Annotated in this window: 16 protein-coding genes; 14 read left to right on the top strand and 2 right to left on the bottom strand. The window is 48.9% G+C overall.

The window, feature by feature from the left end:
• Nucleotides 1-121 precede the first annotated feature (121 nt).
• The 14 genes from DWZ45_RS11420 (at nt 122) to tuf (ending at nt 20,042) form a co-directional block, all read left to right on the top strand.
• Nucleotides 122-787, top strand: a complete 666-nt coding sequence (locus DWZ45_RS11420) for a GntR family transcriptional regulator (protein WP_118469158.1) — start codon at nt 122-124, stop codon at nt 785-787.
• A 136-nt stretch (nt 788-923) separates the two neighbouring features.
• Entirely contained in the window at nt 924-1,709 is a 786-nt protein-coding gene (locus DWZ45_RS11415) for a carbon-nitrogen family hydrolase (RefSeq protein WP_118469156.1), read from the top strand.
• 29 nt (nt 1,710-1,738) lie between these two features.
• Nucleotides 1,739-2,431 carry a DUF2848 family protein gene (locus DWZ45_RS11410; protein ID WP_118469155.1) on the top strand — a complete coding sequence of 231 codons (693 nt, stop codon included), beginning with the start codon at nt 1,739-1,741 and terminating at the stop codon, nt 2,429-2,431.
• Nucleotides 2,431-3,462: a TRAP transporter substrate-binding protein DctP gene (gene dctP, locus DWZ45_RS11405; RefSeq protein ID WP_118469153.1), complete on the top strand. Its 1,032-nt coding sequence runs from the start codon at nt 2,431-2,433 to the stop codon at nt 3,460-3,462. Before DWZ45_RS11410 ends, dctP begins: the two co-directional genes overlap by 1 nt.
• 11 nt (nt 3,463-3,473) lie before the next feature.
• Entirely contained in the window at nt 3,474-3,932 is a 459-nt protein-coding gene (locus tag DWZ45_RS11400) for a TRAP transporter small permease (RefSeq protein ID WP_118469151.1), read from the top strand.
• An 11-nt stretch (nt 3,933-3,943) separates the two neighbouring features.
• Nucleotides 3,944-5,212, top strand: a complete 1,269-nt coding sequence (locus DWZ45_RS11395; protein ID WP_118469150.1) for a TRAP transporter large permease — start codon at nt 3,944-3,946, stop codon at nt 5,210-5,212.
• A 309-nt stretch (nt 5,213-5,521) separates the two neighbouring features.
• Nucleotides 5,522-9,400 carry a DNA-directed RNA polymerase subunit beta gene (locus DWZ45_RS11390; protein WP_118469148.1) on the top strand — a complete coding sequence of 1,293 codons (3,879 nt, stop codon included), beginning with the start codon at nt 5,522-5,524 and terminating at the stop codon, nt 9,398-9,400.
• A gap of 22 nt (nt 9,401-9,422) precedes the next feature.
• Nucleotides 9,423-13,073: a DNA-directed RNA polymerase subunit beta' gene (gene rpoC / locus DWZ45_RS11385; protein WP_107000676.1), complete on the top strand. Its 3,651-nt coding sequence runs from the start codon at nt 9,423-9,425 to the stop codon at nt 13,071-13,073.
• A gap of 360 nt (nt 13,074-13,433) precedes the next feature.
• Nucleotides 13,434-14,531: an N-acetylmuramoyl-L-alanine amidase gene (locus DWZ45_RS11380; protein WP_118469146.1), complete on the top strand. Its 1,098-nt coding sequence runs from the start codon at nt 13,434-13,436 to the stop codon at nt 14,529-14,531.
• A gap of 21 nt (nt 14,532-14,552) precedes the next feature.
• Nucleotides 14,553-14,969, top strand: a complete 417-nt coding sequence (locus tag DWZ45_RS11375; RefSeq protein ID WP_022358471.1) for a DUF5684 domain-containing protein — start codon at nt 14,553-14,555, stop codon at nt 14,967-14,969.
• A 392-nt stretch (nt 14,970-15,361) separates the two neighbouring features.
• Nucleotides 15,362-15,781, top strand: a complete 420-nt coding sequence (rpsL, locus tag DWZ45_RS11370; protein ID WP_022358472.1) for a 30S ribosomal protein S12 — start codon at nt 15,362-15,364, stop codon at nt 15,779-15,781.
• 305 nt (nt 15,782-16,086) lie between these two features.
• Nucleotides 16,087-16,557 (top strand): 30S ribosomal protein S7, encoded by a 471-nt coding sequence (rpsG, locus tag DWZ45_RS11365; RefSeq protein WP_022358473.1) that lies wholly within the window; start codon nt 16,087-16,089, stop codon nt 16,555-16,557.
• A gap of 15 nt (nt 16,558-16,572) precedes the next feature.
• On the top strand, nt 16,573-18,693 hold the full coding sequence (fusA, locus tag DWZ45_RS11360) for an elongation factor G (RefSeq protein WP_107000673.1): 2,121 nt from the start codon (nt 16,573-16,575) through the stop codon (nt 18,691-18,693).
• A gap of 155 nt (nt 18,694-18,848) precedes the next feature.
• Nucleotides 18,849-20,042, top strand: coding sequence for an elongation factor Tu (gene tuf / locus DWZ45_RS11355; protein ID WP_107000672.1), 1,194 nt, complete (start codon nt 18,849-18,851; stop codon nt 20,040-20,042).
• Nucleotides 20,043-20,331: 289 nt separating this feature from the next.
• On the opposite strand, the gene DWZ45_RS14450 is transcribed toward tuf, so the two are convergent.
• Together DWZ45_RS14450 and DWZ45_RS11340 are read right to left on the bottom strand one after the other, a co-directional pair.
• Nucleotides 20,332-21,060 (bottom strand): hypothetical protein, encoded by a 729-nt coding sequence (locus tag DWZ45_RS14450; RefSeq protein WP_147353111.1) that lies wholly within the window; start codon nt 21,058-21,060, stop codon nt 20,332-20,334.
• Between the two features lie 222 nt (nt 21,061-21,282).
• Nucleotides 21,283-22,398 carry a glycosyltransferase family 2 protein gene (locus tag DWZ45_RS11340; RefSeq protein WP_118469142.1) on the bottom strand — a complete coding sequence of 372 codons (1,116 nt, stop codon included), beginning with the start codon at nt 22,396-22,398 and terminating at the stop codon, nt 21,283-21,285.
• Nucleotides 22,399-22,562 lie beyond the last annotated feature (164 nt).

Raw genomic sequence — 22,562 nt, 5'->3', positions numbered from 1 at the left:
AGGGTCAGAAAACCTGCAAATAGCTTGACAATTAGAGTGACTGTGTGATATGCATATGATAGTTGATATATGAGGGATGATAACATATATTAGCATTGAAGTTGATGGATGTGAGGGAAGTATGGTAGAAAAACAGCTGGGGTATAAATACCAGGTATATAACGAAATAAAAAAGGGGATCATGACGGGCGTTTATCCCCCGGGGTTCGTGATGAATGAGAGAAAATTGTCAGAAGAACTCGGAATCAGCCGCACGCCGATCCGTGAGGGGATGCAGATGCTTGCCAGAGATGGCTGGCTGCAGATGGAAACATACAAGGGAACGGTGGTGCGTGAATTTGACCCGCATTATATGTGGGAGCTGACTCGTGTCAGAAGCGCGCTGGAGTTATCTGCGATCGAGGATGCTGTGAAAAATGTCACAGAGAAAGATCTGAAATGTCTGGAAGAGATTCAGGAGAAACAGAAGGAAGTCCTGGAACATTATGATATTACGAGATTTATTCAGCTGGATCGGGAATTTCATACCTATATCTACCAGATGAGCCAGAACCGTGAGCTTTTAAAACTGCTGAGCAATTATTATGATATGTTCCGCTTTATGGGAATGCAGGCAGTGAGGGGAACGGATAAACGGCGTCAGACAACGATCGATGAACACCAGGGAATTTTAGACGCTTTGAAACAGAAAAATGTGGAAGCGGCAGTTCGGGCGATGAAGATCCATATGGAGGAAACAGAAAAAAATATCAACCAGAACCATGCAATGAAGCAAAATGTCAGATAAAATTGGAAGATCATCCAAAAAGAGATTTCGGTTTTTGTGAAAAGAGTAGATTGACGATAAAAAAAGAGAGTGTTATTATTCTAATTGTTGGTATACCAAATACCGAATACCAAATACCGTAAAATGGAGGTCAGGTATGAGAGTTGCGATGATTCAGATGGATATGCAGTTGGGGAAGCCGGAGGCAAATTTTGAAAAAGCAGAAAAGCTGGTCCGGATGGCTGCAGAGCTGAAACCGGATGTGATCACACTTCCGGAGACATGGAACACCGGTTTTTTTCCGAGAGAAAATCTGAAAGAGGTGTCGGATGTGAATTTGGAACAGACCAAAAAGCTGTTTTCCAGATTGGCGAAAGAATACCGTGTCAATATAATTGCCGGTTCCGTGGCAAATTGCCGGGATGAGAAGATTTATAATACAGCCGCTGTCTTTAACCGGGACGGCGAAGTGGTGATGGAATATGACAAGGTGCATCTGTTCAGCCCGTCCGGCGAACATGAGTATTTTGAACATGGAAAAAACATCTGCAATTTTGAATTGGATGGAATCCCGTGCAGTCTGGTAATTTGTTATGATATCCGGTTCCCGGAACTGATTCGTTCCGAGATGCTTGCGGGTTCAAAAGTCCAGTTTGTGGTAGCACAGTGGCCGGATACGAGACTTCTTCACTGGGATACCTTGAACAGGGCGAGGGCAATTGAAAGTCAGAGCTTTTTATGCTGTACTAATTCGGTCGGAACGGCTGGAAATACAAAGTGCGGCGGACATTCTGCCGTCTATGGACCGATGGGAGAGTGCTTGGTGCTGGGCGGAGAAGCGGAACAGATACTGATGGCAGATATGGAGATTGGAGCAGTCGATGGGGTCAGAGATTCGATCAATGTTTATCGGGATCGGCTGCCGGAAGTATATAAGATATAAAAGAGGGAATGGAATAAGGAGGAAACAGGATGGATACAATGTGTTTTACGGTTCAGGGAAAGAACGGAGAAAAGCCGCTGGAGCTGAATTATGAGAGGGTGTTTGCCATTGGATATGCAGGCAGAAACATTGAAAAGACGATGGAGCATATCAAAGAACTGGAACGGGAATTAGGCGTTCCGGCACCGAAGAAAATACCGACCATTTTCCAGTGTGGCAATTACGTTTTAACACAGGAAAAGAAACTGGAGTTTGTGGGCGAAAAGACCTGTGGAGAAGTCGAGTATGTGATTGTCATTAAAGATAAGACGATTTACATCGGATTGGGAAGCGACCACACAGACCGGGAGCTTGAGGCAGCCAGTGTTCCAAAAGCGAAACAGATTTGTGCGAAGCCGATTTGCGATACCGTTTGGGAGTACGAGGATGTCAAGGATCACTGGGATGAGATAGAGCTTCATTCCTGGCAGACATTGGATGGAACGGAAGTTTTATATCAGGAGGGAACGTTGTCAGATATTCTCCCGGTGGAAACCATCTTAAAAGAACTGGACGAGCGGGTTGGCGGAATTGATAATTGTGTGATCTTTTCCGGAACGGTGCCGGTCAAGGATGGATTCCGTTTCGGCAGTAAATTCCGCTATGAGATGGAAGATAAAAAGCTGAACCGGAAGTTATCGTCGGAGTATGAAGTGGATGTCATCAGCGAGGAGGAACGGTAATGAAAAAAGGTTGGGCAGGGACGTTCGCGGCACTTGTCTTGGGAGCAACGGTGTTGACCGGCTGCGGCAGTACATCAGACAGCGGACATATCAAGTTGAAAATAGCGACAGTTGGAAATGAGAAGCACCAGTCAACGATGGCGGCAGCGGCATTTCAGGAAAAGCTGGAGGAACTGGCAGGTGATCGGTTCGAAGTGACGATTTACCCGAGCGCGCAGCTGGGCGGTGAGCGCGAAATGGCGGAAGGCGTCAAGATTGGTTCGATAGAGCTTGCGATTGTAACAACGGATGGCGCGCTTCCAAGCTTCGTGCCGGAGACGCAGGTTCTGGCAATCCCGTATCTCTTTGCGGATAAGCAGGAAGCATACTATGTCCTGGATAATACGCTGCAGAAAGAACTGGAACCGAAGTTTGAGGCACAGGGCTTTAAACACCTGGGTTTCTGTGAGTTAGGCTTCCGTCATTTTACGAATAATAAAAAAGAAGTGACCAAGGCATCCGACATGAAGGGATTATCGATCCGTGTACAGGAGTCTCCGATCTGGTTCTCATTGGCAGATCACCTTGGATTTATTGCGACGCCGATCGCATTTAACGAGCTTTATACTGCTCTTCAGCAGGGAACCGTAGATGGTCAGGAAAACCCGATCGCGTCTATTTCCAGTTCTGCGTTTGATGAAGTGCAGAAATATATGGTTCTGGATGGTCACACATATGCGCCGGAAAGCATGATCATGAACCTTGACTTTTATAATAAACTGACCGATGAAGAGCGCGCTTGGATCGATGAGGCGGCTGAATACGCAAAAGATACACAGCGTCAGGAAGTAACGGACATGGAAGAAGAGATGCTTGCGTCGATTGAAGCGAACGGCGTAAAGGTATGCAAGGATCCAGATTTACAGTCCTTCCAGGATGCAACGGCCAGCCTGTATCAGGAACCGGCTGTAACGGCACTGGTTCCGCCGGAATTGACGGAAAAGGTAAAACAGGCGGTTGAAGAGTATAGAAATACGCATGGGAAAGAATAGGGGGATGGGAAATGTCTGGTCTGGTCGATAAGATTACAAAAGCTGTCATGGGAATCAGCGCGATTGTGGTATTTGTCATTACCTTTTTACAGGTTTTATGCCGCTTTGTTTTAAAATCTCCGCTTCCGTGGAGTACGGATATCCTGCGTTTGGCATTTACCTATCTGGTATTCTGGGGCGCTGCGTGGTGTGTGCGGGAAAAGGAACACCTGAACGTGGATGTTCTGCTGATGTCGTTTCCAGTTAAAATCCGCAAGGTGGTGGAACTGGGAATTGACCTGGTATTGTCTCTCTTTTTCATTTTTATGATTGTATTTGGAATTAAATTCTGTGCGTTTGGATGGACGCAGACGACTTCCTATCTGCCGATTCCAATGAGTGTTTACTATGCAAGTATTCCAAGTGCCGGAGCGATTATGCTGTTCTATATGATTAAAAATATGGCAGAGCAGCTGAAAAAGAATGATTAGGAGGGAAAGGTATGATTTATATTGTCTTATTATTTGTCTTGTTTTTAATAGGAATTCCGATCTGCTTTTCACTCGGAATGGTATCGGTGGCTGGAATTATCCAGGGAGGAACCCCGTTAATTGTTGTTATCCAGAGAATGTTCACCGGTGCTGACAGCACGGCGCTGATTGCGATTCCGCTGTTTATCCTTGCCGGAGGTCTGATGGTTCAGGGCGGTATTTCCAGAAGAATCGTCGATTTTGCCGATGCGCTGATCGGACATTTTCCAAGTGGTCTGGCACTGGTAAGTATTCTGGCGTGTATGTTCTTTGCGGCGATCACAGGTTCTGCGATCGCGGCAACCGCAGCGATCGGTGGCATTATGATTCCGATCATGCGTGAGAAAAACTATGAAGATACGTTTTCGGCTCCGTTAATCGCCTGCGGCGGTTCGATTGGACCGATCATTCCTCCGAGTATTCCACTTCTGCTATACGGAACGATGGCAGGTGTGAGCGTTGGTAAATTGTTTATCGGTGGATTTATCCCGGGCATTATCATGGGACTCGGACTGATGATTTACAGTTATTATGTAGGAAAAAAGAGACATTATGTAGGACGTGAGAAAAAGGCGAGCCGTGAGGAGAGAATCCGTACCGGAAAAGATGCCCTTCTTGCCCTGATTATGCCGATTATCATCATTGGAGGTATCTTATCTGGTATTTTTACGGCAACCGAGTCCGGCGCTATCGCGTGTGCATATGCGATTATCATCGGCGGTTTTGTTTACCGGGAGTTAAAGCCGTCCAAGATGTTTGACCTCTTTGTGGACTGTGCAAAATCAACGGGACAGGTTTTAATCGTTGTGTCCTGTGCGAGCCTGTTTACCTGGGTTATCACGGTTGCACAGGTTCCGCAGACCGTCAGCGCCCTGCTGTCCAGCACGGTCAGCAACAAATATGTATTGTTGATGATCATCAATGTGATTCTGTTAATTGCAGGCACCTTCATCGATACGACAAGCGCGCTGGTTATCTTTACCCCACTCTTCCTGCCGCTTGTTAAGGCAATGGGAATTGACCTGATCCATTTTGGCCTGGTCATGGCAGTCAACCTGACAATTGGTATGTGTACGCCTCCGCTGGGCGTGTGCCTGTTTGTATCGGGATCGATTGCCAAGGTAAGCCTGAAAGACCAGATGCGGGATTTGCTCCCTATGTTAGCAGTCCTTCTGATTGTCCTTTTGGTGATTACCTATATTCCACAGACCGTTACATTTTTACCGAATTTATTTGCATAAAATTTCTATAAAAAATCGGACGCCGCTATCATCTGGGGAGCGGCGTCTGTTGTCTGTCCGGATTCTGGCGTTTCTTGAGAAAACTTTTTCATAATCATTCCAAATTTATTCCAAATCTATCAAAAAAACCACTTGACACCCATCAAATCCCATGCTAAGATGGAGAATGCACTATTGTGGAAAACTGTGTTTTCCGGGTATTCGTATGCCCAAATGACAGTGCAGCTCCGTCAGCATGAAACAAGGCTGGTTCGGAGATGGAAAAATGCAAACCATAGAGATAGAAAGAAAACAGGGGTGAAACATCGAATGGAGAAAAGCAGGATGCGTCCGGTAAAAACCGGTAAAGGTGTAAGGATGACCTTCTCAAGACAAAAAGAAGTTCTGGAAATGCCGAATTTGATTGAGATTCAGAAAAACTCGTATCAGTGGTTCCTGGATGAGGGACTGAAAGAAGTGTTTGCTGATATCTCCCCGATCACGGATTTCGCAGGTCACTTGAGTCTGGAATTTGTGGATTTTACACTGTGTAAAAACGATATCAAATATACGATCGAAGAGTGCAAAGAGCGCGATGCGACCTATGCAGCTCCTCTGAAGGTAAAGGTAAGACTTTGCAATAAAGATAAAGATGAGATCAATGAACATGAGATTTTCATGGGTGATCTTCCACTTATGACCGACACCGGCTCCTTCGTTATCAACGGAGCGGAGCGAGTTATCGTCAGCCAGCTTGTTCGTTCCCCTGGTATTTATTATGGAATCGCGCACGATAAGATCGGTACAGAGTTATACAGCTGCACCGTTATCCCGAACCGGGGTGCCTGGCTGGAGTATGAGACAGATTCCAACGACATTTTCTACGTGCGTGTAGACCGGACCAGAAAAGTTCCTGTTACTGTTCTGATCCGTGCTCTTGGTTACGGTACTAACGCCGAGATCATTGACCTGTTCGGCGATGAGCTGAAACTGGAGAAGAGCTTCGAGAAGGATCCGTCCAACAACTACCAGGATGGTCTTCTGGAATTATATAAGAAGATTCGTCCGGGTGAGCCGCTTTCCGTAGACAGCGCAGAGAGCCTGTTAAACAGCATGTTCTTCGATCCGCGCCGCTACGATCTGGCAAAGGTAGGTCGTTATAAATTCAATAAAAAGCTTCACTTTAAGAACCGTATCGTAGGTCACGTTCTGGCTGAGGATGTGGTTGATACAACTACCGGAGAGATTCTGGCGGAGCAGGGAACAAAGGTCACCAAGGAACTTGCTACTGACATCCAGAACGCAGGCGTTCCGTTTGTATGGATTCAGGGTGAGAAGAAGAATCACAAGGTTCTTTCTAACATGATGGTAGATCTGGGCGCTTATGTGAATTTCGATCCGGAAGAAGTAGGCGTCACAGAGTTAGTATTCTATCCGGTTCTCCAGGGTATTCTGGAAGAAAATGCCGGCGCTTCTGATGAGGAGTTAAAAGAGATTATCCGCAGAGATATCCATGACCTGATTCCGAAGCACATTACGAAGGAAGATATCATCGCTTCCATCAACTACAACATGCATCTGGAAGGCGGCATCGGCAATCCAGATGATATCGACCATCTGGGCAACCGTCGTATCCGTGCGGTCGGCGAGCTGCTTCAGAACCAGTACCGTATCGGTCTGTCCCGTATGGAGCGTGTGGTACGTGAGCGTATGACAACACAGGACATGGAAGGTGTTTCTGCCCAGTCCCTGATCAATATTAAGCCGGTTACAGCAGCAGTCAAGGAGTTCTTCGGAAGTTCCCAGCTGTCCCAGTTCATGGATCAGAACAACCCGCTGTCCGAGCTGACCCATAAGAGACGTCTTTCCGCCCTGGGTCCTGGCGGTCTGTCAAGAGACCGTGCCGGATTCGAGGTACGAGATGTACACTACACACACTATGGCCGTATGTGCCCGATCGAGACACCTGAGGGACCGAACATCGGTCTGATCAACTCCCTGGCATCTTACGCACGTGTCAATGAGTACGGTTTCATCGAAGCTCCATACCGTGTAGTAGATAAAACCGATCCGTCCAACCCGGTTGTTACGGATAAGGTTGTATACCTGACAGCAGACGAGGAAGATAACTTCGTTGTTGCACAGGCAAACGAGCAGTTAGACGAAGAAGGACACTTCGTCCACAATAACGTATCTGGTCGTTTCCGTGAGGAGACCTCCGAGTTCCAGAAGAAGAAAATCGACCTGATGGACGTATCCCCGAAGATGGTATTCTCCGTAGCTACTTCCATGATTCCGTTCCTGCAGAACGACGATGCGAACCGTGCTCTGATGGGATCGAACATGCAGCGTCAGGCGGTACCGCTTCTGACCACCGAGAGAGCCGTTGTCGATACCGGTATTTCCGCGAAGGCAGCTGTTGACTCCGGTGTGTGTGTCGTTGCAAAGAATGCCGGTGTGGTTGAGCGCTCCGCTTCCAACGAGATCATCATCAAGAGAGATTCCGATGGAAACCGCGATGTATACCATCTGACAAAATTCAAGAGAAGTAACCAGTCCAACTGCTACAATCAGAAACCGATTGTATACAAGAATGACCATGTCGAAGCTGGCGAGGTTATCGCAGATGGTCCGTCCACCTGCAACGGTGAGATCGGTCTGGGCAAAAACCCGCTGATCGGCTTCATGACTTGGGAAGGCTACAACTACGAGGATGCCGTTCTTCTGTCTGAGCGTCTGGTTCAGGAGGATGTATATACCTCCGTCCATATCGAGGAATACGAGGCAGAAGCACGTGATACCAAGCTGGGACCGGAAGAGATCACAAGAGATGTTCCGGGTGTCGGCGAGGATGCACTGAAAGATCTGGACGAGCGCGGTATCATCCGCATCGGTGCAGAGGTTCGTGCCGGTGATATCCTGGTAGGTAAGGTTACTCCGAAGGGAGAGACCGAGCTGACCGCAGAAGAGCGCCTGTTACGTGCGATCTTTGGTGAGAAGGCAAGAGAGGTTCGTGATACCTCCCTGAAAGTACCGCATGGTGCATACGGTATCATCATTGATGCGAAGGTATTTACAAGAGAGAACGGCGACGAGCTGGCTCCGGGTGTAAATAAGACCGTTCGTATCTACATTGCACAGAAGAGAAAGATTTCCGTCGGCGATAAGATGGCTGGCCGTCATGGTAACAAGGGTGTCGTTTCCCGTGTACTTCCGGTTGAGGATATGCCGTTCCTTCCGAATGGCCGTCCGCTCGACATCGTACTGAACCCACTGGGCGTACCGTCCCGTATGAATATCGGACAGGTTCTGGAGATTCATTTAAGCCTTGCTGCCAAAGCACTTGGTTTTGATGTATCCACCCCGATTTTCGACGGTGCAGACGAGAAAGATATTCAGAACACTCTGGAGATGGCAAATGACTATGTCAACACCTCCTGGGAAGAGTTCGAAGCAAAATATAAAGATATTGTAGATCCGGAAGTTATGGAGTATCTGGGTACCCATCTGGAGCACAGAAAACTCTGGAAGGGCGTTCCGATCGGACGTGATGGTAAAGTCCGCCTGAGAGATGGACGTACCGGCGAATACTTCGACAGCCCGGTTACAATCGGACACATGCATTACCTGAAACTGCATCATCTGGTTGATGATAAGATTCATGCACGCTCCACAGGTCCTTACTCCCTCGTTACACAGCAGCCGCTGGGTGGTAAAGCTCAGTTCGGTGGCCAGCGTTTCGGAGAGATGGAGGTTTGGGCACTGGAGGCGTATGGCGCATCCTATACGCTGCAGGAGATCCTGACCGTGAAGTCCGATGATGTGGTAGGTCGTGTGAAGACATACGAGGCAATCATCAAGGGCGAGAATATTCCGGAGCCGGGTATTCCGGAGTCCTTCAAGGTACTCTTAAAAGAGCTTCAGTCCCTGGGTCTGGATGTCAGAGTTCTGGCAGAAGACGGTTCCGAGATCGAGCTCAAGGAGAACATCGACGAAGGCGATACCGATCTTCGTTCCGTCATCGAGGGTGACAGCAAGCGTTACTCTCAGAATGAGTCCTTCGGCAACTACGGTTACCAAGAGCAGGAATTTAAAGATGGTGAGCTGACCGATGTAGAGCATGATGAGTATACAGCAGAGGCAGACGGCTATACAGACGATGACTATGCAGACGTTTCCGATGATAATGGATCTGACGACGAAGAATAATCGATAGGAGGGAGTACCGCTCATGCCAGAGACAAATGAAACATATCAACCATTGACATTTGACGCAATCAAGATCGGTTTGGCATCCCCTGAAAAGATTCTGGAGTGGTCTCACGGCGAGGTTAAAAAGCCGGAGACCATCAACTACAGAACATTAAAGCCGGAGAAAGACGGCCTGTTCTGTGAGAGAATCTTTGGACCGAGCAAGGACTGGGAGTGCCACTGTGGTAAATATAAAAAAATCAGATATAAAGGTGTTATCTGTGACCGCTGCGGCGTTGAGGTTACAAAAGCCAGCGTCCGCCGTGAGCGCATGGGTCATATCGAGCTTGCAGCTCCGGTTTCCCACATCTGGTATTTCAAGGGAATTCCGAGCCGCATGGGTCTGATTCTGGACATTTCTCCGAGAACTCTGGAGAAGGTTCTGTACTTCGCTTCCTATATCGTGCTGGATCCGGGACAGACCGGACTGCAGATGAAGCAGGTTCTGTCTGAGAAGGAGTACCGTGACGAGATCGAGAAATACGGTTACGGTTCTTTCCGTGTCGGCATGGGTGCCGAGGCGATTCAGGAGCTTTTAAAGGCGATCGACCTGGAGAAGGATTCTGAGGATCTGAGAAACCAGTTACAGGATGCAACCGGACAGAAGCGTGCCCGTATCATCAAGCGTCTGGAAGTCGTAGAGGCATTCAGAAATTCCGGCAACAAACCGGAGTGGATGATCATGACCGTTGTCCCGGTTATCCCGCCGGATATCCGTCCGATGGTACAGCTGGATGGCGGACGTTTCGCAACTTCCGACTTAAACGATCTGTATCGTCGTATTATCAACCGTAACAACCGTCTTGCAAGACTTCTGGAGCTCGGCGCACCGGATATCATCGTGCGCAACGAGAAACGTATGCTTCAGGAGGCAGTTGACGCATTAATTGATAATGGCCGCCGTGGCCGTCCAGTTACCGGTCCTGGCAACCGTGCCCTCAAGTCCCTTTCTGATATGTTAAAGGGTAAACAGGGACGTTTCCGTCAGAACCTTCTGGGTAAGCGAGTTGACTATTCCGGACGTTCCGTTATCGTCGTAGGACCGGAGTTAAAGATTTACCAGTGCGGTCTGCCGAAAGAGATGGCGATCGAGCTGTTTAAACCGTTCGTTATGAAAGAGCTGGTTTCCAACGGAACCGCTCATAACATTAAAAATGCAAAGAAGATGGTAGAGCGCCTTCAGCCGGAGGTTTGGGACGTTCTCGAGGATGTAATCAAAGAGCATCCGGTTATGTTAAACCGTGCTCCTACACTGCATCGTCTGGGTATCCAGGCATTCGAGCCGATTCTGGTAGAAGGTAAGGCAATCAAGCTGCATCCGCTTGTTTGTACCGCGTTCAACGCCGATTTCGATGGCGACCAGATGGCGGTACATCTTCCGCTTTCCGTGGAGGCACAGGCAGAGTGCCGTTTCCTGCTGCTTTCCCCGAACAACCTGTTAAAACCGTCCGATGGTGGTCCGGTAGCCGTTCCTTCCCAGGATATGGTACTCGGTATCTACTATCTGACCCAGGAACGTCCGGGCGCCAAGGGCGAGGGCATGGCATTCAAGAGCATCAACGAGGCGATTCTTGCATACGAGAACAAGGTTGTTACCCTGCATTCCCGTGTCAAAGTAAGAGTAACCCGCACGATGCCGGATGGCACAACGAAGACTGGTATCATCGAGTCTACCGTTGGACGTTTCATCTTCAACGAGATCATCCCGCAGGATCTGGGCTTCGTAGACCGTTCCCAGAAAGAGAACGAGCTGAAACTGGAAGTTGACTTCCACGTAGGCAAGAAGCAGTTAAAGCAGATTCTGGAGAAGGTTATCAATGTCCATGGTGCAACCCAGACAGCGATCACCCTGGATGATATCAAGGCGATTGGCTACAAGTTCTCTACACGTGCAGCCATGACCGTATCGATTTCCGATATGACCGTACCGGCAAGCAAGCCGAAGCTGATTGCTGACGCGCAGGCAACGGTTGACCATATCGCAAAGAACTTCCGCCGTGGTCTTATCACAGAGGAAGAGCGTTACAAAGAAGTTATCGAGACCTGGAAGGCAACCGATGATCAGCTGACTCACGACCTGCTGACAGGACTTGACAAATATAACAACATCTTCATGATGGCTGACTCCGGTGCGCGAGGATCGGATAAGCAGATTAAACAGCTTGCTGGTATGCGAGGACTGATGGCAGATACGACCGGTCATACGATTGAACTTCCTATCAAGTCCAACTTCCGTGAGGGTCTGGACGTACTGGAGTACTTCATCTCCGCACACGGAGCACGAAAAGGTATGTCCGATACGGCTCTGCGTACTGCCGACTCTGGTTACTTGACCAGACGTCTGGTAGATGTATCCCAGGATCTGATCGTCCGCGAGGAGGACTGCTGCTGGGATAAGCCGGAGATTCCGTATATGGAGATCAAGGCATTCATGGATGGTCAGGAGACCATCGAGACATTGCAGGAGCGTATCACAGGACGTTTCATCGCTGAGACAATCACAGACCCGGATACAGGTGAAGTGGTGATCGAGAAGAACCATATGTGTACGCCGAAGCGTGCAGCGGCTGTTATGGCAGCATTGAAGAAACAGGGCAGAGATTCCATCAAGATCCGTACCGTCCTGACCTGTAAATCCCATATCGGTGTGTGTGCGAAGTGCTACGGTGCCAACATGGCAACCGGTCAGCCGGTCCAGGTCGGTGAGGCAGTCGGCATCATCGCGGCACAGTCCATCGGTGAGCCTGGTACACAGCTGACCATGCGTACGTTCCACTCGGGCGGCGTTGCCGGTGGCGATATCACACAGGGTCTTCCGCGTGTCGAGGAGCTTTTCGAGGCACGTAAGCCGAAGGGACTTGCTATCATCGCTGAGTTCGGCGGTGTGGCAACCATCAAAGATACCAAGAAGAAACGTGAGATCATTATCACGGATAATGAGACGGGCAATTCCAAGACATACCTGATTCCTTACGGCTCCCGTATCAAGATTCAGGACGGCGCGGTTCTGGAGGCTGGTGACGAGCTGACCGAAGGTAGCGTGAACCCGCACGATATTCTGAAGATCAAGGGCGTCCGCGCCGTACAGGATTACATGATCCAGGAAGTACAGCGTGTATACCGCTTACAGGGTGTAGAAATCAATGATAAGCATATCGAGATGATTGTACACCAGATGTTAAAGAAGATTAAGATTGAGGAAAGTGGAGATTCCGACGTACTGCCGGGCGTATCCATGGATGTACTCGATTTCAACGAGATGAACGAGGCGCTGGAAGCCGAGGGCAAAGAGCCGGCGATCGGACGTCAGGTTATGCTGGGTATCACCAAGGCATCTCTGGCAACCGACTCCTTCTTATCCGCTGCATCCTTCCAGGAGACAACCAAGGTTCTGACCGAGGCTGCCATCAACGGAAAGGTAGATAAGCTGATTGGTCTGAAGGAGAACGTTCTGATTGGTAAGCTGATTCCGGCTGGTACCGGTATGAAGCGTTACCGCTCCATCAAGCTGAACACAGATGTTGAGGAAGAGGATGATATCGATCTGGCAGAGGACGACTTCAACGAGCCGGCTGAACTGGACGAGGCAGACAAGATTGTACTCAACGAGGATGAGCTGAGTGAAGAATAATTAAAAATGAAAAACGGAATCGTTTTTTGGAGATCGCCGCAGAGATGCGGCGGTCTTTTTTTGTGCCAATGATGCGCACTCGCGCGAAGCTGTAGGTTGTCGCAAGCGACCGAGCGAGACGCCCGAATGTGCCAAGGCACATTCATTCCTGCCATATCATAGACAGAAAACCGTAAGAAATAGAAGCGCGGGATTGGTTGAATCGAAGGGGAAAATCCGTTATACTTATAAAGGAAATGTTTAAAATCCAAAGTAATGTGATTGAATTGTATGAATTTAAAAAACAAATTTAACGATTTTAGACTTTCAAAACAGAAACAATTATTTAAAAAATAGAGACATTGGAAGGAGATTATATAGATGAAGAGACACAATCGGCTCAAAAAACATACACTGGGACTGGCGGCGGCTCTGCTGGTGACAGCCGGTATGTCGCAGATCGCGCTGGCAGGTGACTCGGTGTATGTCAATACGTCTTCCCTGCGCTACCGGACATCGGCGCAGATCAAGGACAATAATATCGCGGGCAATCTGTCCTACGGTCAGAAGCTGGAGCGCGTGGGAACCAGCGGGCAGTGGACGATGATTCTTTTGAATGGAAAGAAGTATTACGTTTCATCCGCCTATGTGACAAGCAAAAAACCGGCATCCGCAGGTGCTGTCCAGACAACCAGCCAGACAGCAGCGGGAGCGCAGACATCCGGCGGCACGGAGATCGCACTTTCTTCTAATTATAAATACGCAAATTATTCAAAGATCAACAGCGGAACTGCGACCCTGTACCGCTCGACTGCTTCCAACAAGAAAAATAAAGTGGTCTGCGTCAATGCCGGACATGGAACAAACGGTGGCGGAAGCGTCAAGACCCAGTGTCATCCGGATGGAAGTGCGAAAGTAACCGGCGGCACAACCGGAGCCGGTGCTACCTCAGCAGTGGCAGTTTCCAGCGGTATGACCTTTGCAGATGGAACAGCAGAGAGCAAGGTAACACTTGCTATGGCAAAGGTGCTTAAGACAAAACTTCTGAATGCAGGCTATGATGTACTGATGATCCGTGAATCAGATGATGTACAGCTGGATAATATAGCCCGTACGGTCATTGCGAATAACAACGCGGACTGTCATATAGCCTTGCACTGGGATTCAACCAGCAGCAACAAGGGTGCCTTTTTCATGAGCGTTCCAAGCAATGCAACCTACCGTGCGATGGAGCCGGTTGCCTCTCATTGGAAGCAGCACAACCAACTGGGCGAGTCGCTGATCAGCGGCTTAAAGAGCGCGGGTGTGAAGATTTATTCCAAAGGCAGCATGGAGATGGATTTGACCCAGACTTCCTATTCAACGATTCCGAGTGTGGATATTGAGCTGGGAGATAAGGCGTCCGATCATTCGGGTGCGACGCTTGAGACGCTGGCGAACGGACTGCTGGCTGGCGTGAATACGTTCTTCGGACAGTAAAAACTGAAAGGAGGAAAGCATATGGGATTGGTGGCGTTTATTATGGCATATGCATTATTTGCGTTTATCTTTTATATTCTGCAGGTAATTGCATACTGGAAGATTTTTACAAAAGCCGGGGAAGAAGGATGGAAATCCATCATTCCAATTTACAATGGCTATGTACAGTACCGGCTGACATGGGATGTGCAGTATTTCTGGGTGGCACTGGGACTGGCGGTCGGCGGAGGTATTTTAAATTCCTTCGGCGGAATCGTGGGAGTTATCGGTTCGCTTGCGCTTCTGGGAACAGCACTCATGAATGTGGTGGCACTCTATAAGCTGGCGTGTGCCTATGGTCACGGGATAGGATTTACGATTGGTTTATTTTTCCTGAATCCGCTTTTTATGCTGATTCTTGGTTTTGGTGATTCGGAGTACATGGGACCGCAGGAGTAGCGGAAATGAAGTTCCGGGATATTTAAGATATTTTCCAGAAAAAAAGAGTCAGATGAGACAATAGAGGGTTTTGCACTGTACCTGGCTACAGCACAAAACCCTTGTTACTGCTCACAGGTAGGCACTTTTGGAACCGAAAATGCCGTAAGAAAACGTGGTGGCAGCAGGAATTTGCCGTATTTAAATGCGAAGCCACGGCAAATTCCGTTACTGGGCACGTATGCGTGAACAGTAACAAACCCTTTATTTTACGGGAAAAATTTGCATTTTATACCTTGACAGTGCAACTCAAACTAGCTATAATAAGTAAGCGTGCAAAATTCAAGGAATTTCTGCGCGGAAATACAAGCTTAAAAAAGCAACCACAGACAATATCACAGGAGGTGAAAAGGATGCCTACATTTAACCAGTTAGTAAGAAAGGGAAGACAGACATCTGAAAAGAAATCAACAGCTCCGGCTCTGCAGAAGGGATACAACTCTTTACAGAAGAAAGCTATCAACGTTTCTGCACCGCAGAAGAGAGGCGTGTGTACAGCCGTTAAGACTGCAACACCTAAAAAGCCTAACTCTGCTCTTAGAAAAATCGCCAGAGTTCGTCTTTCCAACGGTATCGAAGTAACAAGCTACATCCCGGGTGAGGGACACAACTTACAGGAGCACAGCGTTGTTCTGATTCGTGGTGGTCGTGTAAAAGACTTACCAGGTACCAGATACCACATCATCAGAGGTACTCTTGATACTGCAGGCGTAGCCAACAGAAAACAGGCGCGTTCCAAATACGGCGCTAAGAGACCGAAAGACAAGAAATAATTTTAATTAGGTAGAAGTTCTATTAGATTTAGAATGAATGTGCCGGACTTTGATATTGATCCTGTAGGTTGCAGGGAATCATAGAACCGCGCACGAGACGCAGGTTGAACTTAGAGAGAACCTGCCGAGTAGGAAGAGAGGAAGCACCATGCTCAATGTCGCGCTGAAAGACGCGCTCGTTTCGCAGGTGCGCTTTCACACTAAGCTCGTGAGGAACCTCGCTAAGTGTTCAATGCGAGTACCTAAGATCTAATGAATGGCTCCCGCGGCTCCCCGCCGGAGCAGATATTAAGGAGGGAAGTAACGTGCCACGTAAAGGACATACTCAGAAAAGAGACGTATTAGCGGATCCGCTGTACAACAACAAGGTTGTTACTAAATTAATCAACAACATCATGCTGGACGGCAAAAAGGGCGTTGCTCAGAAGATCGTATACGGCGCGTTTGATCGTGTCGCTGCAGAATCCGGTAAGGAAGCTGTAGAGGTTTTCGAAGAGGCAATGAACAACATCATGCCGGTTCTGGAAGTTAAGGCAAAACGTATCGGTGGTGCTACCTATCAGGTACCGATCGAGGTTAAGCCGGAAAGAAGACAGGCTCTTGCACTTCGCTGGATCACTCTGTACTCCCGTAAGAGAGGCGAGAAGACTCAGGAAGAGAGACTGGCAAAAGAGATTCTGGATGCAGCTAACAACACTGGTGCATCTGTGAAGAAGAAAGAAGATATGCATAAGATGGCAGAGGCTAACAAGGCATTTGCTCATTACAGATTCTAATAGGAGGAAAAAGCTTTGGCTGGAAGAGAATATCCGTTAGAGAGAACCAGAAATATTGGTATTATGGCTCATATCGATGCTGGTAAGACTACCACTACTGAGCGTATTCTGTATTATACTGGTGTTAACTATAAGATCGGTGATACTCATGAAGGTACTGCTACCATGGACTGGATGGCTCAGGAGCAGGAGAGAGGTATTACCATCACTTCTGCAGCGACAACCTGTCACTGGACTCTGCAGGAAAACTGCAAACCGAAACCAGGCGCTCTGGAGCATCGTATCAACATCATCGATACTCCAGGACACGTTGACTTCACGGTTGAGGTTGAGCGTTCCCTGCGTGTACTGGACGGTGCTGTAGGTGTATTCTGTGCTAAGGGTGGTGTAGAGCCGCAGTCTGAGAACGTATGGCGTCAGGCTGATACCTACAATGTACCGCGTATGGCATTCATCAACAAGATGGATATCCTGGGTGCAAACTTCTATGGCTGTGTAGAGCAGATCAAGACCAGACTTGGTAAGAATGCTATCTGTTTACAGCTTCCGATCGGCAAGGAAGATGATTTCAAGGGAATTATCGACCTGTTCGAGATGAAAGCATACATCTACAATGATGATAAGGGTGAGGACATTAGCATCCTTGATATCCCGGAGGATATGAAGGATGACGCTGAGCTTTACCACACCGAGCTGGTAGAGAAGATCTGCGAGCTGGACGACGATCTGATGATGGCTTACCTTGAGGGTGAAGAGCCGTCTGTAGATGAGTTAAAGAAAGTATTAAGAAAAGCAACCTGCGAGTGTCAGGCAATCCCGGTATGCTGTGGTACTGCATACAGAAATAAGGGTGTTCAGAAGCTCCTGGATGCAATCATCGAGTTCATGCCGTCTCCGCTTGACATCCCGCCGATCAAGGGTGTTGACCTGGATGGCAACGAGACTGTAAGACATTCTTCCGACGAAGAGCCGTTCTCCGCTCTTGTATTCAAGATCATGACCGACCCGTTCGTAGGTAAGCTGGCTTACTTCCGTGTGTACTCAGGTGTTATGAACTCCGGTTCATATGTACTGAATGCAACAAAGGACAAAAAAGAGCGTGTTGGACGTATCCTTCAGATGCATGCCAACAAGCGTCACGAGCTGGAAAAGGTTTACTCCGGTGATATCGCAGCAGCGATCGGATTCAAGTTCTCCACCACAGGTGATACTATCTGTGATGAGCAGCATCCGGTAATCCTGGAGTCCATGGAGTTCCCGGAGCCGGTTATCGACATCGCTATCGAGCCGAAGACCAAAGCTGGTCAGGACAAGATGGGCGAGGCTCTTGCAAAACTGGCAGAGGAGGATCCGACCTTCCGTGCTTATACAAACAAAGAGACTGGTCAGACAATCATCGCTGGTATGGGCGAGCTCCATCTGGAGATTATCGTAGACCGTCTGCTTCGTGAGTTCCACGTTGAAGCTAACGTAGGTGCTCCGCAGGTAGCTTACAAAGAGACCTTCACAAAGGCTGTAGATGTAGACAGCAAGTATGCAAAACAGTCTGGTGGTCGTGGTCAGTACGGTCACTGTAAGGTACACTTCACTCCGATGGATCCGAACGGCGAAGAGACCTTCAAGTTTGAGTCCAGCGTTGTCGGCGGTGCTATCCCGAAAGAGTACATCCCGGCTGTAGGCGAAGGTATCGAAGAGGCTGCTAAGGCAGGTATCCTCGGCGGATTCCCGGTACTCGGCGTTCACGCTGACGTATACGATGGTTCCTACCATGAGGTCGACTCTTCTGAGATGGCTTTCCATATCGCAGGTTCCATGGCATTCAAGGATGCTATGCGTAAAGGTAACCCGGTACTGCTTGAGCCGATCATGAAGGTTGAGGTAACCATGCCGGAAGAGTATATGGGTGATATCATCGGTGATATCAATTCTCGTCGTGGTCGTATCGAGGGTATGGAAGACATCGGCGGCGGCAAGCTGGTTAAGGCTTATGTTCCGCTGGCAGAGATGTTCGGTTATTCTACCGACCTTCGTTCCAGAACTCAGGGACGTGGTAACTACTCCATGTTCTTTGAGAAATATGAGCAGGTTCCGAAGAGCGTTCAGGAGAAAGTTCTTGCTGGAAAAGCTGAGAAATAATTAAAAATGTAACTATATTGCCTTTTCCGGGCAGATAACTGCCCGGAAAAGCAATATTAGGCTTGAAAAAACGGCTCTAATCGAATATAATTAGAGTCAGCCTAACATAAATTGAGATACCCGTATTGGGTGTAAATTAAGGAGGACGTCTTAAAATGGCAAAAGCAAAGTTTGAAAGAACTAAACCGCATTGTAACATTGGTACTATCGGACACGTAGACCATGGTAAAACAACCCTGACAGCAGCTATCACAAAAGTTCTGGCTGCAAGAGTAGCTGGTAACACAGCTGAGAACTTCGAGGATATCGATAAAGCTCCGGAAGAGAGAGAGCGTGGTATTACTATCTCTACTGCACACGTTGAGTATCAGACAGAGAAGAGACATTACGCACACGTTGACTGCCCAGGACATGCTGACTACGTTAAGAACATGATCACTGGTGCTGCTCAGATGGATGGCGCTATTCTGGTTGTAGCTGCTACCGATGGTGTTATGGCTCAGACAAGAGAGCACATCCTGCTTTCCCGTCAGGTAGGCGTACCGTACATCGTAGTATTCATGAACAAGTGCGATATGGTAGACGATCCGGAGCTGCTTGAGCTGGTTGAGATGGAGATCAGAGACCTGCTGAACGAGTACGAGTTCCCGGGCGATGACACACCGATCATCCAGGGTTCTGCTCTGAAGGCTCTTGAAGATCCGAACGGCGAGTGGGGCGACAAGATCATGGAGCTCATGGACGCTGTAGATTCCTACATTCCGGATCCGGTACGTGCTACTGATAAGCCGTTCCTGATGCCAATCGAGGACGTATTCACCATCACAGGTCGTGGTACTGTTGCTACCGGCCGTGTTGAGCGTGGTACTCTGAAACTGAACGATGAGGTTGAGATCGTTGGTATTCACGAGGAGACTCGTAAGACTGTTGTAACTGGTATCGAGATGTTCCGTAAGCTGCTTGATCAGGCTGAGGCTGGTGATAACATCGGTGCTCTGCTTCGTGGTGTTCAGAGAACTGACATCCAGCGTGGTCAGTGTCTGGTTAAACCGGGCTCTGTAAAATGCCATAAGAAATTTACTGCTCAGGTTTACGTTCTGACAAAAGACGAGGGTGGTCGTCATACTCCGTTCTTCAACAACTATCGTCCGCAGTTCTACTTCAGAACCACTGACGTAACAGGCGTTTGTGAGTTACCGGCTGGTACCGAGATGTGTATGCCGGGCGACAACGTAGAGATGACTGTAGAGCTGATTCATCCGGTAGCTATGGAGCAGGGTCTTCGTTTCGCTATCCGTGAGGGCGGCCGTACAGTAGGATCTGGTAGAGTTGCTACTATCATCGAGTAATCAATGAATTAAACAAAGGTGCTTCTTGTATGCGCAGCAGGCAAGAAGATGTACCGTATATATATTATAAAGTCGCTTCCAGGAAGCGCATTGTGTCCAGACGTAAGAGATACCCCGGAACCGTAAGGTTTCCGGGGTTTTTCTGTTGTTTCATAGGAAATTGCGTTCTATGAAACAACAAACGCTCCGCGAGGATGCGTACTCGCGCGAAGCAGAAACATGTCGCAAGCGACCGCGCGAGATGCCCGAATGTGTCAAGGTACATTCTTTTTCACAGAATTTCAGCCTTTTACGCATTGTCGGTTGCCAGAAGTCCGGCGGCACGCAGGTTGGCAAGAAGTTCATTGAAGCGTTCAACGACATCTTCAGCACTTGTTGCATCTGCGACGGGAGCAGCGGCGGTAACGGTGGCGGCGGGACCGGTAGGACCTGTAGCGCCGGTAGGACCCGTTGCGCCGGTAGCTCCTGTAGCGCCGACAGCTCCTGCAGCGCCGGTAGGACCTGTAGCGCCAGTCGGACCCGCAGCGCCGGTAGCTCCTGTAGCGCCAGTTGGGCCGGTAGCGCCGTCAGCCCCGGTCGGCCCAGTCGGACCCGCAGCCCCGTCAGCGCCAGCCGGCCCAGTCGGACCCGTAGCGCCCGCAGCCCCGTCAGCGCCAGCCGGCCCAGCCGGACCCGCAGCGCCGGTAGCGCCGGTCGGCCCAGTCGGACCAACAGCCCCGGTAGTGCCGGTCGGCCCAGCTGGACCCGCAGGACCGGTAGCGCCGGTCGGCCCGGTCGGACCAGTCGGCCCAGCCGGACCCGTAGCGCCGTCCAGTCCATCGAGTCCGGCAGCACCAGTGGGACCGACAGGTCCGATCGGTCCGGGGCAGCCGCGTGGTCCTATGGGACCGGGACGACAGCAGTTGTAGGGTTCAAAAGAACCGGGACAGCCGCGATCGCGTCCGCAGCGCCCATAGCCGTTATTTTCATAGTCACTATCATCAAAATAGTAGGGAAAATTACATGAATGACGAAACATAAAAAACTCCTTTCCAGATTTAGGACATCCATCCTGATGTAGTATATGTGTGCGATGAAAGAGATGTGCATTAGCAGAAAAGGGCTGGGAAATTGAGGGCTGGGAACTGTGGAATATTATAAGTGTGGAAGACGGTAAGAATGAATGTAGGAAGTGTGGATGCCGCTGGATGGAACGACTCCCAGTCCGCTGCTCAGACCACTGCAGAGGTCGGAGAGAATGTCACAAGATAGGTAATCCGTTTGTTTTATGGTTTGAGGATATGGTTTGAAAGTATTCTTCATTTGTCAAAACCGCCGGAGAATCCGGGCGGATTTTTTTTGTTTCCTTATGATAATATAGTGCCTTATCATAGTTTCCCATTCGATCATAGCAGACGCAGAGCTGGATTAAAGGAATGAAATCATAGTAATCGGCTTCGATAAAGGCATTTGGATGATATTCTGGTCGGTCTTTGAGGGCAAGCTGGTACCAGAAAACAGCCTGGGAAATTTCTCCGAGGGAAAGTTTCAACCGTCCGATCTCACAGCAAGTTTTAGCACGTGGGCGGTCGTAGAGAAAACTCTGGAACAGAGAAAGCTGGCTGGCAGCTGTATTTCTGAGCATTTCATGGCAGCGCGCCAGAAGCAGACAGGCGTCCGCCTTATTTTCATACCACCCGTCCGGTTCGTTTAGGAAATGTTCCAGAACCGGGCGGGCTTTTTCGTATTGTTTGTGGTCGATGAGTTCGCGGGCGTAGTAGTATTGATGGCGCGGATCGAGCAGTTCGCCGTCTGCAAGCATTGTTTCATAGATTTTTAGGTTCCGGTCAGAATGGGTGAGAGCGGAAGCAGGCTTCCGGTGTTCGATCTGAATAGGAGAATAGAGAATTCTGCCGCGTGGCGCGATGGCTTCGTGGACGCGTCCTTTCCAGCGAAAATGCCGGTCCGTTCGCAGAATCCGTTCGCGATCGTAGGTAAATGCAGGTGTGCCGTCCGGCTGGAATCCAGCGATGTATTTCATCATGACAACGTCGGGCTGCGGGGATTTGCTTAAAGTTTCTTTCAACTTTAAAATCGCTGTAATCGATTCTGCGGGAACGACATCGTCGGCGTCGATCCACATCCAGTATTCGGTTGTGACCTTTTCACAGATGAAATTGCGCGCGGCGGCGAAATCATCGTTCCACGGGTAGTGATAAATATGTTTGGTGTATTGCCGGGCGATTTCTACAGTTCGATCGGTGGAACCGGTGTCGGCGACGAGGATTTCATCCGCAAATTGTATGGCAGATGCTAAAACACGCGTCAAAACGGCTTCTTCATTTTTGACGATCATACATAGGCTGAGGCGGATCATGGGATCTCCAAAATCAATATCAAATTGATATTAATATATGAAAGAAGTTTTTAGATGTGTACAGACATTATATATATAATTATATAAGGATAAACAGGAGAAAAGTAACGTACTTTTCTCCTGAAATGATGGCTGCAATTCACGCTGTGCTATTTAACAGTACT

It is taken from the genome of Clostridium sp. AF32-7AC, from assembly GCF_003477925.1.
GTDB classification, from domain to species: Bacteria; Bacillota; Clostridia; order Lachnospirales; family Lachnospiraceae; genus Otoolea; species Otoolea fessa.
The sequence above is the reverse complement of the archived record's forward strand: the minus strand, read 5'-3'. Positions and strand labels throughout refer to the sequence as shown.

What these genes read in the sequence shown, in the direction of transcription:
- DWZ45_RS11420 (WP_118469158.1), top strand. Translation starts at nt 122, where the DNA reads ATGGTAGAAAAACAGCTGGGGTATAAATACCAGGTATATAACGAAATA.
- DWZ45_RS11415 (WP_118469156.1), top strand. Translation starts at nt 924, where the DNA reads ATGAGAGTTGCGATGATTCAGATGGATATGCAGTTGGGGAAGCCGGAG.
- DWZ45_RS11410 (WP_118469155.1), top strand. Translation starts at nt 1,739, where the DNA reads ATGGATACAATGTGTTTTACGGTTCAGGGAAAGAACGGAGAAAAGCCG.
- dctP (WP_118469153.1), top strand. Translation starts at nt 2,431, where the DNA reads ATGAAAAAAGGTTGGGCAGGGACGTTCGCGGCACTTGTCTTGGGAGCA.
- DWZ45_RS11400 (WP_118469151.1), top strand. Translation starts at nt 3,474, where the DNA reads ATGTCTGGTCTGGTCGATAAGATTACAAAAGCTGTCATGGGAATCAGC.
- DWZ45_RS11395 (WP_118469150.1), top strand. Translation starts at nt 3,944, where the DNA reads ATGATTTATATTGTCTTATTATTTGTCTTGTTTTTAATAGGAATTCCG.
- DWZ45_RS11390 (WP_118469148.1), top strand. Translation starts at nt 5,522, where the DNA reads ATGGAGAAAAGCAGGATGCGTCCGGTAAAAACCGGTAAAGGTGTAAGG.
- rpoC (WP_107000676.1), top strand. Translation starts at nt 9,423, where the DNA reads ATGCCAGAGACAAATGAAACATATCAACCATTGACATTTGACGCAATC.
- DWZ45_RS11380 (WP_118469146.1), top strand. Translation starts at nt 13,434, where the DNA reads ATGAAGAGACACAATCGGCTCAAAAAACATACACTGGGACTGGCGGCG.
- DWZ45_RS11375 (WP_022358471.1), top strand. Translation starts at nt 14,553, where the DNA reads ATGGGATTGGTGGCGTTTATTATGGCATATGCATTATTTGCGTTTATC.
- rpsL (WP_022358472.1), top strand. Translation starts at nt 15,362, where the DNA reads ATGCCTACATTTAACCAGTTAGTAAGAAAGGGAAGACAGACATCTGAA.
- tuf (WP_107000672.1), top strand. Translation starts at nt 18,849, where the DNA reads ATGGCAAAAGCAAAGTTTGAAAGAACTAAACCGCATTGTAACATTGGT.
- DWZ45_RS14450 (WP_147353111.1), bottom strand. Translation starts at nt 21,060, where the DNA reads ATGTTTCGTCATTCATGTAATTTTCCCTACTATTTTGATGATAGTGAC.
- DWZ45_RS11340 (WP_118469142.1), bottom strand. Translation starts at nt 22,398, where the DNA reads ATGATCCGCCTCAGCCTATGTATGATCGTCAAAAATGAAGAAGCCGTT.